At 43.9% G+C, this 19,059-nt stretch carries 12 protein-coding genes; 8 read left to right on the top strand and 4 right to left on the bottom strand.

Annotation, left to right across the window (positions count from 1 at the left end):
• The first annotated feature begins 21 nt into the window (after positions 1–21).
• The 5 genes from BGL48_RS09850 (at position 22) to BGL48_RS09830 (ending at position 9,903) form a co-directional block, all read left to right on the top strand.
• The gene (locus BGL48_RS09850) at positions 22–1,641 is read left to right on the top strand and encodes a dynamin family protein (RefSeq protein ID WP_069362470.1); all 1,620 of its coding nucleotides are present in this window, start codon (positions 22–24) and stop codon (positions 1,639–1,641) included.
• 12 nt (positions 1,642–1,653) lie between these two features.
• Positions 1,654–5,277 carry a patatin-like phospholipase family protein gene (locus BGL48_RS09845; protein WP_069362469.1) on the top strand — a complete coding sequence of 1,208 codons (3,624 nt, stop codon included), beginning with the start codon at positions 1,654–1,656 and terminating at the stop codon, positions 5,275–5,277.
• Positions 5,278–5,343: 66 nt separating this feature from the next.
• A complete protein-coding gene (locus BGL48_RS09840) occupies positions 5,344–6,327 on the top strand; it encodes a hypothetical protein (protein ID WP_069362468.1) in 984 nt (327 codons plus the stop codon).
• 22 nt (positions 6,328–6,349) lie between these two features.
• A complete protein-coding gene (locus BGL48_RS09835; protein WP_069362467.1) occupies positions 6,350–7,537 on the top strand; it encodes a TerB family tellurite resistance protein in 1,188 nt (395 codons plus the stop codon).
• A gap of 143 nt (positions 7,538–7,680) precedes the next feature.
• The gene (locus BGL48_RS09830) at positions 7,681–9,903 is read left to right on the top strand and encodes a dynamin family protein (protein WP_069362466.1); all 2,223 of its coding nucleotides are present in this window, start codon (positions 7,681–7,683) and stop codon (positions 9,901–9,903) included.
• Positions 9,904–10,549: 646 nt separating this feature from the next.
• Here the strand turns inward: BGL48_RS09830 and BGL48_RS09825 are convergent.
• Complete coding sequence (locus BGL48_RS09825) at positions 10,550–11,197, bottom strand: HEPN domain-containing protein (protein ID WP_069362557.1); 648 nt, start codon at positions 11,195–11,197, stop codon at positions 10,550–10,552.
• A 65-nt stretch (positions 11,198–11,262) separates the two neighbouring features.
• Positions 11,263–12,750, bottom strand: coding sequence for a carboxypeptidase M32 (locus BGL48_RS09820; protein ID WP_069362465.1), 1,488 nt, complete (start codon positions 12,748–12,750; stop codon positions 11,263–11,265).
• 111 nt (positions 12,751–12,861) lie between these two features.
• Here BGL48_RS09820 and BGL48_RS09815 point away from each other — a divergent pair, with 111 nt between their 5' ends.
• Entirely contained in the window at positions 12,862–13,431 is a 570-nt protein-coding gene (locus BGL48_RS09815; protein WP_069362464.1) for a gamma-glutamylcyclotransferase family protein, read from the top strand.
• Between the two features lie 86 nt (positions 13,432–13,517).
• Here the strand turns inward: BGL48_RS09815 and BGL48_RS09810 are convergent, their stop codons facing one another.
• Positions 13,518–14,540: an outer membrane beta-barrel protein gene (locus BGL48_RS09810; RefSeq protein WP_069362463.1), complete on the bottom strand. Its 1,023-nt coding sequence runs from the start codon at positions 14,538–14,540 to the stop codon at positions 13,518–13,520.
• 274 nt (positions 14,541–14,814) lie between these two features.
• Positions 14,815–15,516, bottom strand: a complete 702-nt coding sequence (locus BGL48_RS09805; RefSeq protein ID WP_069362462.1) for a DUF2786 domain-containing protein — start codon at positions 15,514–15,516, stop codon at positions 14,815–14,817.
• A gap of 124 nt (positions 15,517–15,640) precedes the next feature.
• Between BGL48_RS09805 and BGL48_RS09800 the strand changes: the two genes are divergently transcribed.
• Entirely contained in the window at positions 15,641–16,528 is an 888-nt protein-coding gene (locus tag BGL48_RS09800) for a hypothetical protein (RefSeq protein WP_069362461.1), read from the top strand.
• A 111-nt stretch (positions 16,529–16,639) separates the two neighbouring features.
• A complete protein-coding gene (locus BGL48_RS09795; protein WP_069362460.1) occupies positions 16,640–19,006 on the top strand; it encodes a DNA polymerase II in 2,367 nt (788 codons plus the stop codon).
• Positions 19,007–19,059 lie beyond the last annotated feature (53 nt).

Raw genomic sequence — 19,059 nt, 5'->3', positions numbered from 1 at the left:
ATACAGTAGAGGTTAAATGAGATGGATATTGATAGTTTGATGAATCGTCATTTGGCATCATCCGAAGAAGAAAAAAAAGACCAAACACCTATATCATCATACTCCAATTGCTACCTTAAAGACGCGGAACTAGGCTTAGAACTATGTGCTAGCTTAGTAGCAAAACCAGAATTAAGAACTTCTAGTGATAAAATATTAGATGATGTTAGAAGTCTAATAAATAAAACGTTTTTATCACATACAGAACAAGGTGAAAATACCAGTGGGGCAACAGCTTATGCTCGTTTGTTAAAGTGGTTTGATTTACTAAAAGAGGCTGCATATTTTCCTCAGCTACAACAGAGCCATACTGTGGCTGTCGGTGGCTCTTTTAGTGCGGGTAAAACACGATTTCTAAATACAGTTTTAGGTTGCCCATCGCTTTTGCCAGTAGATACAACACCCACAACATCTATTCCTACCTTCTTGTTTAAAGGCGACCAAAACCGAATAGATGCTTTGAATTTTTACGGCAAAAAAACTGAAATCAATGAAGATGCGATTAAAGCAATCTGTCATGCTTTTAATAAGAAGTATCAAGTTACGTTCAGTCATATTCTTCAAATGATTGCTGTTGAAAGAGAGACCTTTAATTACGCTAATCTTATCTTTTTGGATACGCCAGGATACAGTAAGTCTGATAACGAGAAAAAAATTGATGAAAACATCTCCCGTCAACATTTAAGAGTTTCCGACTACCTTATCTGGCTTGTTGATAGTCAAAACGGAACAGTGCCTCAGCAAGATATCGATTTTCTTCAAAGTTTGGATTTAGACAGTCCTGTATTGTTTGTGATTAGTAAAGCTGACAAAAAACTTGAGTCTGAAGTAAAAGGAATTATCACACAGGCAAAAGAAGATCTTGATAATGCGGAAATTGATTACCTTGATGTTATCGGCTACTCAGCGGTAGACGACAAAGAAGTTTCAGAGCATGGTGGTCGCCTTAAAGAGTTTCTTAATCATGTTAACCGAGGCAGCGAAGGATCAACATTAAAATGGCAACTTTCAAAAATCTTTGATGAGTATCATCGGGAATATTTGGCAACACAACAAACGCTTAAGTTAACTGTTGGTACATTAAACGAGCTAATCTTTGATGAAAAACTGACAGGTGATAAGAAGAAGCACCTGACTGATTTTTATAAGAAAGTTAAATCTCAACTAGATACCTTACAACGTCATAAACGAGACTCTGAAAAAATTCATGTTCAGATAGAAGATTTGTTGAGGGAAGTTTGTAAATCAAAGAAAATTTTTTTATCCGATAAGCCAAGTATTACTCAACTAAAAGCGATGAGAAAGAAGTCAGGCGTAGCACAAAGCGCGACATTTAAGTTTGATGCGCTTCTTCAAGGAGATCAAAGCGCCTTATCACATTTAGCAAACCTCGATAGTCTAGAAGGGGAGGTGACGAAGGTAAGTGTCTTAGGTTTGTCTATCAAATTGGATAAAGCCCCAAATCTAGAAATTATGGTCATGAAAAATGTGATCAATAAAACAGCACCGTCACTCAAGTTTGAGCAATTTTATGTTTCGCAAGAAGTGAAAGTGCAAATCATTAGTAGCAAAAAAGCATCAGTGTCTGTCAGTTTCGATTAAGTAGGTTGAATTATGAGCAAGTTAGGTATTGTTTTCTCAGGTGGTGGTGGTAAAGGTGCTTACGAAGTCGGCGCTTGGAAAGCACTGCACGAGTTTGGCCTAGACAAAAATGTAGAAGCGGTTGCTGGTACGTCAGTAGGGGGCTTGAATGGCGCTTTGTTCGTACAAGGTGATGTATCAGCCGCAGAAAAGCTATGGCGTGGCATCTCTGAAGACCAAATTATGTCTTTGAATAAAGACAATCTTGCTAGAAAAGCCGCTTCCTATACGAGTATATTGTTCACACCGTCATTGGCAGCTAGAGCAGTTTTGGCTATCACGGGGTTGAGTCAATCACAGGGTTTATTTAATCAAAGTGGGCTGAAATACCTAATTGAAACAAGTGGTGCTTGTGATGACGTTAGTCGAAGTCAAATCCCGTTCCATGTTAGTGCATTGAACTCTAGTTCCCGAAAATTAGAGTACCCAGATCTAACAGATAAAACACCGACAAGTATAGTTCAGTGGCTACTGGCATCAGCAGCCATTCCTATTGTCTTTGATGGCATCGATATTGATGGAACGACTTACTTCGATGGTGGCGTATTGCCTGGTGAGTATAGCGATAACACCCCTTATAAGGTGTTGATCGAACAGCACAACTGTACTCACATCATTAATCTATATTTAGAGCGAGACCCACAGTTATCTCAGACAGAGAAACAATACCCTAATGTTCGTTTCTGGAACATCGTACCCAATAGAGAATTTGATGGGTTAATTGCACCTCTTAATTTTACTCCTGAAAATGCAGGCAAACTGATTGATGAAGGCTATGAGGATGTGAAGCGAATTTTGGAGCAGTTTAAAGAGTTTCAGGATACGGAAGAGCAGTTTGTAGCGGTTATCGATAAGCTTGCAGAAGATGCAAAAGAGTTCGATCAAAGCGTCTATCTGAATAAGCAACTAAGAAGTGGTCAGCTTGATAGCTATGAAACCATTAAAGACGTCACACAACAAGTTGCAAAAGAGGTTGGTGTACAAGAACAAGCCTTCATTGATAGCAGCATTGATACTTTAATCGCCGAAATGAAAGACAACTCTACCGAGTTACTCAATGAGGCTTTTTCATCAATTACAACACTTGCATCGACTGAAGGCGCAATAAATACACAGCTAGAGCAAAGCAGGTTTGGGCGTATCATCGGTAATCTGACTGGCAGTAATAATGATCGACAGGCAGAGGTTAATCATGGTTTAAACAGAGCAATTTATGCTAACCAACGCTTAATACAAAAGCTGAATGAGAAAAACAAGCTAACAGTAGAAGTTGTTGCCTCTCTATCAAATAAAACCAACTATCTAATGAACCATGTCAATGTATTATATGGAAGCATCCAGATGGCAGAGCATCGACTCAGCCGTTCGTTAGCACTTATGAATAATGGTTTTAAAGTGTTGGAAGCAGAACTTTCTCAAAAAATATCGCATGTCTCTCAAAGAGTTGAGGTTTTAGAAAGAAACCAAATCATTAATGACTGGTTTCATGTCGCTACGGCTAGAGGCTTAGGTTCTAATGCCTATCAGTCCCTACTTGATCTCACGAGTAGCTTTTATCTAACGTCTGGTCATACTTGGGGAAATAATGAGTTAGCTCGGTATGTAAATGCGATGAAAGCTTTGAGGATTGATGAAGAGGAGCTAGTGCCAGCTTCACTTATCTGGAAGTCTCAGCAAGGCAAACTTATCGATAATATTGGTGGGCAGTACATTTTGCCTGTAGCGAGCCACAAAGAGAATGATTTCCCTCTACTGAAAGGCATTCAGATGGCGAATGAGGTATCAAGTGATCGAGATATTATTGGTGAGTTAGAGTCCGAGCTTGGATTGAACCTCTTTACTCCTCGTCCTGCAAAAGAGTTAGGTTTAGAGCTTCTTCACTCCATACGGCAAAATGATCGCAGACCAGTGACACTTAATCTGACATCAGCGGAAACTCCGTTACTGCCAAATGGATCTATTGCTTCTCAAGTTCAGGCTCAGTGGTTATCAGTGATTGCAGAGTTAAAAGAAGCTAACACTCAATACTTGAGTGATGAAAGTATCAAAGAGCAGTTAGAGTTTCTTAACTCACGAATTAACAACTACACAGTGGTCATTCCGATCATCGGTAAATTCTCAGCAGGTAAGAGTTCATTACTTAATAGCTACTTAGGTAAAGACTACTTAAAGGTAAATATTGCACCAGAAACGGCAGTAGCCACCGAATTGACTTACGGTGACGTGGAGCAATTTACGGTTCATTACGTTGATGGTACTCAACCAGCGGTTTACTCGTTGAATGCGTTACAAGCTTTTCAGCCTACTGAACAAGTAGCCTATCTGACTGTAGAGCTTAATAACCAACGCTTAAAGAATAGAAGAGACATAGTGCTAGTCGACATGCCTGGCTTTGACGCTCGTAACAAAGCGCATCAGAAAGCGATAGCAACCTACCTAGAGCGTGGCGACTACTTTGTTACTCTATTCCCTGCTAATATCCCGTTTGATAACACAGTCGTAGAACGCATCGAAGAGATTTACTACGACTACAATAAAGACATTGCCTGTATAATTTCCAAAGCGGCTCGTAAGTCTGAAGTCGAATTAGCAAAAACCATTGAGCAAGTGAAGCAAACGCTCAATGAAAGAATGCAAGATGACTTTGAAGTAACAAGTATCGAAACGCAAGATAAACAGCTATATGCGATAAAAGGCTTTGAAACGATCATTGATAATGCTGCAAGTCAGTTTGATACGTTGCTGAAACATCGTTATCACCCAGCACTGTCATCATTGATTGCCAGCATTGGAGAAGCTTTAAAAGCGAAAATATTTTATACCTCAAATAGTGCGGTTGAAATTGAAGATAAGATAAACGGCCTAGAGCATAACTTTAATAAAGAAAAGCAACGCCTTGAACGGATGATAACCGAGCTTGAGTATAATCTATGCAGCGTAGGTAAAGAGCAACTTACCGCTAAAATTAGCTCTATATTATCGAACAATACACACCGCTTAGTAAGTGCGGCTAAGAGTAATACTTTGTCTGACTCCATGGCTAGCATCGTACGACCAGTAGTACAGGTTGAGCTAGATGACCTCATTGAAAAAGAGCTAGAACGATTCGAGAGTAAGTTAGAGAGTAACGACACTGTCGATGTAAATGGCATTGGAGTTCATCTAGATATTCCACCGCAAGAGAAAGAGAAATTCTCACTAAGCTCAGGAACCATTGCAGGGGCGATTAGCTTAGTTGTACTAGGTCCGATTGCTGGTCTTGTTGTTGGTATCGTAGGCGGTTTGCTTGGTAAGAAAAAAGACAACGAAGCGGAGCGAGACTCGCAAATTGAGCACAAAATTCGTGACCAAGTGATACCAGAAGCGACAAGCCAAATTATGGATACAGTAGCTGATCATCTAGCTCGTCTAGTAAGAAACTTTAATCAGCAACTTCATATTACTCTTGAGCAGAAGAAGCAAGCGCATAACGAGCAGCTTGTTGAACTGCAAAAACAACATAAAGAACAAGCAGACACATTTGAAGAGACGAAGAAGCAGCTAACGCAAGCGCTAGCTGCAATGTCTACTCTAAAGCAGAAAATTGATAATAGCTAGCTTAACGCTATGGAGTTTTGTGAAAGTGCAAAGCGCTATAGCTAACCAGCTTTATTCGAGGCAATTATGAGTTATATTTTAAAATCACTAAAAAAATATAATGATGAAACATTCACACTGTTAGAGCATCCAATAGGTGACTTAGATTTAGAGTACAAAGTGACATACCTTTATGGTCTTGGGCTTATTATGGGATCTGATGAGCAGGCCGATAAATCAGAGAAAAGGTTTATATGTACGTTACTGAGAACATTGGAACTTCCTGAAGAGGTATTAGAAGGAGTTGAAGAAAACTCACAATCAATAGATGAAGGATTTATCGAGGGATTAAAAGATATACTTACTTCTAATAATCTAGTGAGCACGTTTTTTTACGACGCTGTTATGATATGCCACCAAGGCGGGAACTGTGATAAGCAAAAAAAAGAGGTTATTAAGCAGATGAGCTACTTGTTAAATTTTCCAGGCGAAAATTTAGAAATAGTAGAGAAAGTGATTAAGGCTATAAATTCTAGAGATAAATCTAACATTCAAGCTATTGAGGGTGAAGAGTATTGGGATTGGAAGCATTTATTAGAATATACCAGAATTAAATATGAACCTGAAAGCGTGAAGGTTTCAAGCTATGAAAAATTTCGCATTCTTCTTGGTCGAGATGTTTTCAATGTAAATATAAAGCTGGGTGAGGGCGAGTTTTGGTTGTCAGAAGAGGATGTTGATAAACTATTTGGCGCTACAATAAATGGCGCGGGAGCAAACAAAACAAAAATATGGTTGATTGGCGAAGAGAATCCTAGTTTCGATGAAGGAGATCCTTTCAATGCACATAGCCATGAAATGACGGTTAGCAAACTTAGTTTGGAGTCAATATCTAATTGCAATGTTGTTAGCGTCCACTCTAAAATACTAGTGCTAACATTATTTTTTAAAAGAAATTTATTTAACAACTGTAAGCTTGAAGGTGTTTCTGAAGTAGATTCAGTTCAAAGAGGCGCAGAGCAATTAGACGCTAGCATGGATGCGCTTAAAGAAATTCGCGATTTAATTTGATAAAAACTGGAGTGTTTATAATATGATGGACATATTAGATGTGATTGATGAAGCAACGAAAGAAGCAAATTCTTTTGAAAATCATGCGGCAAAGGATTTACCGCTCGAAGAGCGTTTGCTCTATTTGCAAGGTTTAGCTCTTGTAATGAACGCTGATGGAGATATTCACCCAGAGGAGAGAGAATATATTCGTATTTTGATCAAATCGTTTGAAATGGACGAATCTATTCTAGAAGAGTTTGTCGAGTTTGCAAATCGGCCCGAAAAAGATACAGTTCAAGCGTTCTTCCGTACTTTTAGGCGAAGACCAGTTGCGCAATTGTTTCTGTTTGACGCTTTAATGTTAACACGCAGAGATGATGCTGTAGATGAAAAGGAGAAAGTCGTAGTTGATAAAATTGCTGAGCAATTGGAGATACTTAAAGGGGCTCAGCAGGATATATTCGATCTTTTCTGCCATATAAAAAATAAAGATTGGGAAGATAGCTCTTTATATTTCACTAGTCACTTGTTAAACCCTGAACACTTCAATCATTTGTTAGATTACTATGAAGTTAACCTTGATGAAATTGTTAATAAGGTTGATGAATTAAGAAGAAAAAAATTCATGTCTATTTTAAAAAATAGATTAAATGAGAGAATTGATGTCGATGACCCGAAAATAGACATACCAAATGAATTACTGATCCCTCTTTTTCAGTCATCTATTGACAGAGGTGATAACAAAATCATCGATAACAAAATTAATTTATTAGATGTGGATTGTGAACTATCAGAATTGGGTTTGGCATATGATCAAGAGTATAAATATATATATATCGTTGAGGATGCAAATGTTACGAATAGTATTGTTTTAAAATACTTTGGTCAGCAGATAGGATTAACGCCAGAAGATACTTATAGTTTTTTCTATAATAAGCCAAATGGTCTTATATTCGCAAGCATTGGACCAAAGTATAGAGCCGAGTTATCTAAGCCATATGAAGAAGGTATGTGTATAATAATGGATGATGTTCTTTGGAAATATAAACGTGGTAGAGATTTTAATATTATTGGCAATACAACTATATATTGTGATGGGAGATATTTCTCAACAGGTAAATACAGAGGTGACACTTTGTTTGACGAAGGTCAGGATAGAATTAAATTACGATTTAATGACGAAGATATGGATGAAAAGGGTATTCTTTATAGAGTACAAATACTATAAATAAATCTTTGCTTTAAAGGTCAGAGTTTATTTGTCTGACCTTTAAGGTTTGAGTAGGTTTAGTTTTATGAATGCGGTGTGTAATTACTGAAATTGGCATCTGTGTATAAATCCTTTCATATAAAGAAGGTCGATCGTTTTTCATGATTAAAAACAAAATAAATAAAATTTACTCCAAGTATGAATCTTACACTGGAATTATTGATGAGAAGTTCTTAGGTGATATTAGTCTTCTTAGGGATACATTTGAAACCGATATTGACAACGCCAAACAAGAAAACCGAGTATTGCGCATAGGTATTGTTGGTCAAATTAAACGTGGGAAATCATCGTTTCTAAACAGTTTACTTTTTGATGGTAAATCGGTTCTCCCTAAAGCTGCGACACCAATGACAGCAGCACTTACTAATATTAGTTATTCTAAGCAGCCATCTGCAACGATTGAATTCTACAGCAAAAAAGAGTGGCATAAAGTACTAGAAAAAGCTTATAAGGTAGAGCAAGAAGAAAAAGTTTATAACGAGAAACTCAATGAGTTTATATTATCAAAAGGATCAGGTCGTAAGCTTCAGAAAGGTGCTCGACCACCAAAAAAACCAACTTATTCTGAAGAGTCTAAAGCTTGTTTTGAGCTTTATCAGATGGTACTGAGTTCAGGCTTAAATGTGGATGAGTATCTTGACACCAAATACTTTGTTGATGGTAAAAATTCTAATGAGATGTTAATCGCTGACTTAACACCATTTGTGGGTGCTCAAGGTAAGTTTGCTCCAATAGTCAAGAGTTCATCATTAGCATTGAACCTTTCTGAACTGAAAGATATTGAAGTTGTTGATACTCCTGGTATGAATGACCCGATAGTATCGAGGGGCAGACGAACACAGGAGATTCTAGGACAATGTGATGTTATCTTTTTGCTTAGCTATTGTGGACAGTTCTTAGATAGTCAAGATATGTCGTTGTTGGCACAAAGCATCCCTAATAAGGGCATTGAAGAGATTGTTTTAATTGGTTCACTTTTCGACAGTGCTTTGCTTGATGAATACAGCAATTACGATTCTATTCAACAAGCTTTGCCTTCTTTAACCGCGAGCTTAAATGATCAAGCTCAGTCGGAAGTTAATGCTGTTTGCCGCCAGGATGAACTGAATAACGGTGGTCAGTCACACTTGATGCAAACTCTGCAAAATGCTTTGCCACCTATTTTTATTTCTTCTCGTTGTTATGACTTAGCAAGGAAGGGTGATGATCTAAGTGAAGAAGAGCAACACACTCTAACCCGTATGAACCAAATGTTTGATGGCTTTACTTTTACACCCCAAATTTTAGAAGCGATAGCTAACTTTAAGAAAGTCCACTCTAAGCTGCATTCTGTTCGTGAAAATAAAGATAAAATAATGTCGGAACGACTTAATAATATTCTAAAAGGGGCTGAGCGTGACCTATTACACAAACTTACGGCTATTGCTGATGATATTGCTAATAAGCGAAATAATCTTGAGAAAGGCGATCTAGTAGAAGCCCAAAAGAAACAAGAAGATTTGGCTAAGCGTATCAGTGCGGGTAAATCGCAAGTGAGCATGGTTTTCGATAAATACCGAGTACAGATCGAAAAAACACTACATAAAGTAGAGCAAGGTATAAAGCAAGACTCACTTTCAGTTAAACGTGTTAATTCTCATACAGGTAGGCGAGAAGAGGCATATACTACCTCGCGTGAGGTCTATGATCCTGAGCTATTTAGTCCATCTACTTGGTTTTCAAAGAAGACGGTTTCTAGTACTAGTTATAGAACAGTTAATTACACCTATGCGAATGTTCAAGATGCTGTTCAAAAGTTGGAAGACTTTGTAGTCGAGACTAGCGATAGACTATACCAGTCAAGCGCTCAAGCTATCAACATTAACCAGTTCCGTGAAGATATCAAACAAGCAGTAAAAAGCTTGTTTGATTTTTCTGATCCTGATTTCGATCCTGAAATGATACTGCTTCCTTTAAGTAACTCTGTTGACAGAATTACGATTCCAACAATTAGTTTGGATCTAGACCATCATATCAACTCTATTAGACAACAATTTTCTGTAAATGAAGTTGAAGGTGATGAAATCGAGAAACTTCGAGAAGAACAGGTGAGAGTGGTGGGCGTGTTGCTAACTGAGATCACTCAGGAAGTGAATAGATGCGGCTCTGATATGCTTGGTAGGATCTCAAATGAAGAGCAAGAATTTCTTCCTTCTCTGATAGGCGATTTGCAGTCTAATGTAGAGCAGCTTAGTATAGACTTAGAGAACAAGGAGCATGCCTTAAAAGAGTACAGCGATATCATTGAAATGATTGAGGAAGATAAGCGAAAATTGAGTTGTTGATGGTTATTTAGAGTCATGTTTAACCTCCTGATAGTAGTGAGATAGTTTAAACGAACACTACCAACAGAAAGCGACTTGTGTAGCCGCCATTGAATGACCCAGCCACTTTAAATGTGATTGGAGTCACATAATTTAATAGATAATTAGGTGCGGAATAACGGATCCAACACGTATTGCTCAGAGGTTATGTAAACACCAACACCAATAAAGTAATCAAGCCATCAGTCGTTTTTTTGTGAACTATAAGGTTAAATATAACCAATTCTGATGAGAAATTGTCTAATGAAAATAGTTATTCATGAGAGTTTTTAATATTTAAAGTCGGGAAAGATATGCCAATAAAACCACCTGGAAAATCAAATATAGCGTGTAAAGAATGTGGTTATATTCTATCCGATAGACAAGCATTTTTAATCAAGATGCGTGTAAAGAAGTTTGTATGTCCTAAATGTCGATCGGACAAGATTACGCTCATTATGTACTAACTAAAAAACGTTTCATTAAGCGTATTTATGGTCCTTTTTCGAGGCTGTGCAAATGCACTTTGTACCCAACCCCGTGTTTTAACGCTGATGAAAGGTACATATCTTAGCGTATGTACCTTGCTAAACTGGAGCAACGTATTACAGCCAGTCAGTGTCCACACTCACACCAACGGATACACAGGATCGCCCCAGGTGGCGGTGTTGCCGTCCATCATCAATTCAATGGTTAAAGGTACGATTTTTTGCATCATGCATACGCAGTCTTTTAGCTGGGCGCGGTTGGCTTGGCTGCCGTGGGTGGCGCCGCCGTGGAGTAATTGATTACGTAACGTATACAAACGGCTAAAAACAGCGGCTAATACTGTTGCGGTATCACTGTTTGCCAAGGCTTTGTGTGCGCGGGCTTTGGCGCTTTTGCGTGAAGCTTGCCAGCTATCTTCAGTGATATATCCAGCTTGATATTCCCAATAGGCTTGCAGGATATAATCATTATCGAGGATCACTCGGATTGGGCCTGAGAACTCTTGCCATACTAAATGGGTTAAACGCGCTTCTTTATCGAGGTGAATCAGTTTTTCTAGAAAGCCTTGATAGAGGTTTTTCTCGGTAAACTGACGTTTTTGCGCAAACTCTTGCGCATAAGCGGCGTTAAATGCAATCCATAAGAAAATAAACTGGCTGTCTGTGTCATCCGTTTGCTCGGCTTGCTTTAGCCAGCTGAGAGCTCTGTGTACGCGAATAGATAGGTTTTCTGGGTAAAACTCGCGCTCTTGGCGCTGCCGCGCTTTAAGGGATTCATAGTTGGGCATAGTGCCTCCCGTCATTAATAAGAGGCTCCATGGCCAGCTGGGCTGGCCATGGAGATGCTGTGAGCTTACAAATACCGCCCTTGAATATACTCGCGGAAGTGGGCGGGGTTGAGGGTTTCGCCGGTGGCGTCTTTAAGTAGGTTGTCGGTTGAAGTGGTGCTGGCGCGTTGCCAGATATGTTGGGACAACCAGTCAAAAATAGGCGAGAGGTTGCCGCTGGCGATTATACCGTCGACATCCAGTTGCTGGCGCATCGCTTGCATTAATTGCGCGGCATAGAGGGCACCCAAGGTGTAGGTGGGGAAGTAACCAAAGCTGCCATCGGTCCAGTGAATGTCTTGCATACAGCCGTTTTTGTAATTGCCGGCGGTACTCAGGCCAAGGTATTGCTGCATCGCGGTGTCCCAGCGCTCAGGAATATGGTCCACCTCCATTTTGCCGCTGATCAGATCGCGTTCAATGTCATAGCGCAGCATGATATGGGCAGGATAGGTGACCTCGTCGGCATCGACACGGATATAGCCAGGTGATACCTCAGTGAGCACGCGGTGGAGGTTTTCGACCTGAAACGCGGGATCATCCTGGCGGTTAAAGGCCTGTTTGGCTTGTTGGCAGATTAAAGTCGCGAAGGGGGCGCTGCGGGCGAGCTGCATTTCAAAAAACAGGCTTTGGCTTTCATGTACGCCCATTGAGCGCGCTTGTCCCACCGGCAAGCCTGCTAAGTCTTGAGGTAATCCTTGTTCATAGCGCGCATGGCCGGTTTCGTGGATCACGCCCATTAATGCCGAGGTGAAATCTTGCTCATCATAGCGGGTGGTGATGCGCACATCGGTGGGCACACCACCACAAAATGGGTGCGTGCTGATATCGAGTCGACCATATTCAAAGCTAAACCCAAGCTGCTTCATCACGTGTTCACCCAAGGCTTTTTGTTGCGCTTGTGGGAAAGGACCTTTAGGCGTGATCACCGGCTGTTGTGCTTGCTTGTCGACCACGGCTTGGATGGTCTCTGGTAGCCATTGTTTGAGGGCACCAAACACTTCATCAATACGCTCGGCCGTCATCCCGGGCTCGTACAAATCAAGGAGCGCATCATAAGGGGCACACAGCTTCTGGTCAGCGCGGATATGGGCTTCTTCACGCGCTAGGGCGACCACTTCTTTTAAATTTTTGGCAAATCCGTCCCAGTCATTATCTTGGCGTTGCTGACGCCAAGCATGCTCGCATTTAGCGCCCGCTAAAGATTTGGCTTTGACCAAGGTGTCGGGAAGTACGCTGGCCTGCTGCCACTGGCGCTTCATCTCTGCCACGCTTGCTTTTTGCGTGGCGCTTAGGTGGCGGGATTTTTCATCCACGTCCGCGAACCAGTCACCCAGCTCTGGCTGGGTCATTTGTTGATGACAGTAGAGGGCGAGTTCTGCCATGGCGTCTGCACGGGCGTGATTGCCGCCATCTGGCATCATGGTGGCTTGATCCCAACCGCAGATTGCGGCAAGGTGCTGAAAATGCGATAGACGTTTGAAGTGAGCTTCCAGCTTATCTAGTTGTTCCATAATCACTTTCCTTGTTTACAACGTTGCCGGATATTCTGGCAATTTCAGAGAGAAAAGCAAGGCAGCGCCTCTGGTTCTGCCAGTGAATGCAATAAAGGAGTTTGCAACGTCATGTATCTATTTGGGTACGGGAGTTTGATGAATCCAGCCTCACGGGCGCTGACAGGCGATTCAGGGTGGGCGTGTCCGGTGACTGTCAGTGGACTAAGCCGCCATTGGAGCAATGTGAGTGAGGCGCTTATCTCACCGCTGGTAGTGCTTGAAGGGGAAGGAAAATGCAACGGGGTACTGGTCAACATCGATCCCGAGTCACTGCCCGACTTTGATCGGCGTGAGGCAGGCTATCAGCGTTTACAGTTAGCTGAATCAAACATCGCGCTGCCCGAAGACGTGACGCTTGATGGCCCCGTGTACGTGTATGTTGCCGATACGCGGCGTCCCCCAGATGCAGACAAGCCGATTGCCCAATCCTATGTCGATACGGTTATGGCAGGGTGTTTGCGCTATTCGAGCGACTTTGCTCGCGCGTTTTTAACCACTACTCAGGGATGGGAAGGTGCTTATCATAATGATCGCGCTGAGCCCAGATACCCACGGGTGGCGGGAGTCAGCGATCAAGATAGAATCGACATTGATCGTTTGATGCAGGTGCACTTGACGGGTTTTACGGCGCGCGGCTAATCATTCATTGATTGTTCATGACAAGAAAAGGCCACCGACAATGCGGTGGCCTTTTGCGTGTTTACATGATGCGATCGTCGATGTGATTAATTCATTTCCACATAAACGAACTCTGGCGAGGTAACTTCTACGCGGCGGTTTTTCGCGCGACCATCGGCAGTATCGTTACTGGCCGTCGGGGCGGATTCGCCTTTGCCCATCACGGTTAAGCGCTCAGCCGCAATGCCTGCGTCTAAGAAGACATCCGCAACGACTTGTGCACGCTCTTCAGAGAGTGTTTGGTTATAAGCGGCTGGCCCTTGGCTGTCGGTATGACCCACAATCGTCGCTGTGGCTTCTTCATGCTTAAGCAACCGGTCAACTAATGGTTGCAAGGAGGCGATTGCTTGCTCAGAAAGACTGGCTTTATCAAAACCAAACATTTCAGTTTCGCCGGCCTCAGAGAGCACAATCGATTGCGGTTCGGCAACCGGCTCTGGCTCTTGAACGGGCTCTGGCTCTGCCATAACTGGCTCTTCAACCATCGGCTCTGGCATTGGCTGGTTGTCAGTGCGTCCGAAGTGATACGTCATGCCGACAGTCACGAAGTTGTTATCGACGCTTGAGAAGTAGCCATCATCCATATCGTTGATGTGCTGATATTCCAGGCGAACGTTGAGTTTTTCCGTCGCTTGGTGATCGACACCGAGTGCTCCCATCAGTGAAACATCGTCACGATCGCCGGCGTTGCTATTAAAGTCCCACATGGCGGCACCAAGCTTACCGTAAAGGGCCGTATCAGGTTTGAAGTGATAAGAAAACTTGGGCGCAAGTGTCAACGCAGTCAGATCGCCCGAGGCGCCAACAGTGGTACCTGATTGGTCAAATGCGGTATCAAAGCGGCCTAAATAATCATAGGTTCCCTCGAGCGCAAACCAATTGTTGAAATCATAGCCGGTAATAATACCCGCGCCGAGCTCTGAATCTCCGCAATCGGTGTCAGTCACACAGCTATCTTCTAAAAACGAAGGGCCAATGCGGCCACCCATGTATAGACCGCTGTCTTGCTGTGCATAAGCTGCTGGTGCGACGGCGAGTAAGAGGCCAAGACCTGTCACGACTTTTTTCATGCCACTCTCCTATTCAAGGATATGAAGTATCTTATTTTACGCATTGTGAATGCTTGTTATTCAGTCACCTTAGACCATGCGGTTGCAACTGCCAGCGAGTAGGGCAGGCTGAACATGGATAACGTGACGTGGATCCTAGGCTAGACCTGAGAGGCGTGTAACACAATAGGCGAGAAGCGATTTGACCATGATTTGACGTGTTTAACACAGGTGTCTTATTGATGGGAAAGTGCTGACAAAGGCCGGACATAAGCCGGCCTGTGATTCATCAAGGTTATGACTTTCGGGTCCCCGTCAGGCGCTTTTGTGGGCCTTGCCCATTCACAGGGCGGCTGACTGAGATTTCGCGGCCCTTTTTCATCCCCCGCTCGTAATCATCTGTCATCGCCGCCATGGCTTCTTTCAATTGTTGCTTAAAGGTCTCGCGGTCAATATTGGCGAACTCTTTATCAATATAGTTTTTGATTTTGTCATCGCTATCACGTGCGTCAAGCTGTGGGAGCTTATCGAGCGCGCCCTCAAGCCAGCCCGTGGTAAATGACTGTACGCGTCGCGTTACCTCTTGCGTACTGGTGCCGGTGCCTGCAAAGCTATTGCGAAACTGGCCGATATGCTCATTCATATCACGATAGACGACATCGAAAGCAAAAGCGGCAAAGATAGCGCGGTCTGCATCACCGATAAACTCAGCCTGTTTTAACCCCTTGTGATTGACGAGCACACACTCCACCCCAAACCGGCTATTAATACCGCGAATAATTTTTAAGATCGATTGGCTAATCGAAGCAGGTAACAGTTTTTCTGAGCGCGTTTTACCCATGCTGATGAAGTCAATGTCGTCCTGATCGAGACCATGCTTACGCATCAGCCGCTCGGCCATTTTGATCGCCTGCGCTGCCTCATTCACATTGGCGGAATTGCTAAGCTCCAGGCATTTAGCAATTTTTTTGAGCGCTTTGCTTTTCGGATCTGACATGCATACTTCCCGGAAACGAACAAACGCGTATTGTATCGCGTCCGCGAGAGACAACAAAGGGTTGAAAGTATTGACGGTTGTGCTCGGTCTTATAGAAGGGATGAGTAACAAGGCGTGAATACGAATGAAAAAAGCGGGTGGTGTCATTGGCGCGTTAGTAGTGGTCGTGATTGCGGTGATCAATGCCGAGGTGGGCCGTCGTGCGATTAACCAATGGGTGGATCCGGCCAGTTACATTGGCCTTTGGTTGTTATCTGCCGCCGTCATGGCGTTGGTAGCGCAGCGACTTTACCCGCTAAAGGACGTGGCCGAGCGTTGGCAAGGAGAAGCATGCTTCTCGCGTCAAATGCCGCCTTTTTCGACATGGCGTCTTGCAGGCTTGCTTTTCCTTGCGGTGACCAGTGCGGTATTCGCCTGCCGATTACTGGATATCGCCACCTTGGGCTTGGTGCTGGTGGCGAGTGTGCAGGGTGTATTGGGGCTGGCATCTCGCTCTCCCCATCAACACCGATTATGGATGGGTTTAATGTTGATTTTTGCGGGGTTGGGGTACTTACTTGCCCCGGGCATGTATGCACCCAGCCCATTAGGCATGACTCTTGGGCTGATGAGTGGTGGTGCATGGGCGAGTTTTTGGCTGCAAGTGACCCAACGTGCTCATCAAGCCGACGTCATCGTGGCGACCAGTTTACGGGTGAGTTTATTGTTTGTGCTGCCCTTACTCATTTTTACTTTACCCAATGGGTTTCTCTCACTGCGCGGTGTTGAGTTCGCTGTCTTTGCTGGCGCATTGTTTGTGTTGGCTGCTGGCGTATTCTGGCACATGATGGCTTCAACTCAGAGGCTACTGGTACAACCAATCATCTGGGTGACCGTTTTGTTCGCCTTGATGGGTCTGGTCGCTTGGGATCAAAACAGCATGATGAATATGCGCCTCACGAGCGCGGCTGCAGTTGTGGTGATTGGGTTGATTGTCATTGGTGGTGCCGGGCGCGCAGAGCATCCCGACTAATTCCTCAGGGCTGTTTATCTATACAGTAATTGGTGGGGTTTGTTACACTGAGAAGATGAATCACACAACGTAACCCTGATAACGCCTGTGTCCTCACTCTCTTCGTCCTACATGCAGCAAGGCTTTGTGATCACACGTCAACAGCGTGATCGCGGCCAAACCACGTCGATTATACTTTGGCTATCGACGCCAGATGGCCCGGTCAAGCTGTGCGTTGATGATCAGCAAAGCGTGTTTTTTGTACCGCAAGAAGAAAAAGCGCGCGTAGATGCTTTACTCCCATCGGTTGATCCTCACGCTTACTGTAAAGCAGTGTCATTATCCACCTTTCAACACACGCCCGTGGCGGCTTGTTATTTCAGTAGTGTGAAACGCGCGCAAGAGGGACAAAGGGTGATAAGCGGGGCGGCTATTCCTTTATATGAAGGCGATATTCGGCTCGCCGACCGCTATTTAATGGAGCGGTACATTTGTGGCAGCTTGCTATTCACCGGCCAAGCCCGTCAACGCCAAGGTTGCCTAGAGGTGACTCAAGGCAAGGCCAAACAGGCAGACTACACTCCGACGTTGCATCATGTTTCTCTCGATATTGAATGCTCACAAAAAGGCCAGCTTTATTCGGTGGGACTCGCGAGTGAAAAAGACAGTCGAGTGATCATGGTGGGTGCGCCTCAAGACAATGCGCCTGACTGGATAGAGTGGGTCGATAACGAGGAAGCGTTACTGGGCGCGTTAGAAAGATGGTTTTCCTATTACGATCCTGACGTTGTGGTTGGCTGGAATGTGATTGATTTTGATTTTCGCTTGCTTGTGAAGCGCGCCCAGGCCTATCAGCGCGATCTGCGCCTTGGTCGCGGTGGAGAGCGGGCTTATTGGCGGGATGGGGGAAGCAATAAATCTGGCTTTATCAGTTTGTCGGGACGGGTGGTGATTGATGGTATCGACGCACTAAAAACCGCGACTTATGGGTTTCGTTCATGGGCACTGGAGGCGGTTGCACAAACGTTATTGGGTGAGGGAAAAGCGATTGATAATCCCCATGACCGGATGGCCTCTATCAATCGCATGTTTCACCACGATAAGGTGGCACTGGCGACCTACAACTTGCAAGACTGTGTATTAGTCAACCGCATATTTGCTCACACCCATTTACTGGATTTTCTTATTGAGCGATCGCGGTTAACAGGAGCAGAGCTTGACCGTGTCGGGGGGTCGGTAGCGGCCTTTACTAATTTGTTCTTGCCACGTTTGCATCGTTCGGGGTATGTGGCACCGAATCTTGCCAGTGAGGGGTGGATCGCAAGCCCTGGTGGTTACGTGATGGACTCCAAGCCGGGGCTGTACCACTCGGTATTGGTTTTGGATTTCAAATCCCTGTACCCCTCTATTATTTGTACCTTTCTTATCGATCCGCTGGGGCTTATCGAGGGGTTAAAAGCACAAGAAACGGGTGAAGAGGCAAAGACGGTACCTGGCTTCCGTGGCGGCGTCTTTCACCGAGAAAAGCATTACCTTCCTGCCTTGATTGATGATTTATGGCAAGCTCGCGATCGGGCCAAAAAAGCCGGCGAAAAAGCCTTTTCACAAGCGATAAAAATTATCATGAATTCCTTCTATGGGGTGCTGGGCTCACAAGGGTGTCGGTTTTTTGATCATCGTTTGGCATCGTCGATCACCATGCGTGGTCACGAAATCATGAAAACCACCCGTCAATTGATTGAGGCGCAAGGCTTTGAGGTCATTTATGGCGATACGGACTCGACGTTTGTCTCTTTGGGGGGCGAGAAGTCGAGCGAGCAAGCTGATCAGATCGGGCAGCACTTGGTGAGTGAGGTGAATGGTTGGTGGCAAGCACACCTTAGTGACACATACGGTTTGGACTCGGCGTTAGACATTGAATACGAAACCCATTACCAACGCTTTCTCATGCCCACCATTCGCGGTCAGGAAACGGGCAGTAAAAAGCGCTACGCCGGCCGCGTAATAGACAGACAGTCTGGCGAATCGAGGTTGGTGTTTAAAGGGTTAGAAACCGTTCGTACCGATTGGACGCCATTGGCACAAACCTTCCAAAAACAGTTATACCAACGTGTGTTTGATGGCGACGAGGTAGACGGGTTTATTCGTGAGATTGTCGAGCGTACCAACCAAGGTGAGCATGACGATGCATTGGTCTATCGCAAACGGCTTCGCCGACCCTTGGCGGAGTATCAAAAAAATGTGCCACCGCACGTGCGCGCGGCGCGGATGGCAGAGAGCGAAAACCATAAACGGGGGCGGCCTGCGCAGTATCAGCGTGGTGGTTGGATAGAATACGTGATCACGGTCAATGGCCCCGAACCTTGTGATTACCTGCGTAGTCCAATTGACTATCAGCACTATATCGATAAACAGCTTAAGCCGATTGCCGACGGTATTTTACCTTTTATTGGCAAAGAGTTTGATACCTTAGCCTTGCCGCAACTGGGCTTGTTTTAATCTAAATTTGCAATTTTGCTGTCCACCCGCTTGAATAAAAGAATCAGCAGGGA

Origin of the sequence: Salinivibrio sp. SS3 (genome assembly GCF_001722105.1) — a bacterium.
GTDB classification, from domain to species: Bacteria; Pseudomonadota; Gammaproteobacteria; order Enterobacterales; family Vibrionaceae; genus Salinivibrio; species Salinivibrio kushneri.
Note: the sequence above shows the minus strand (reverse complement) of the source record. Positions and strands in the feature narration are given on the sequence as shown.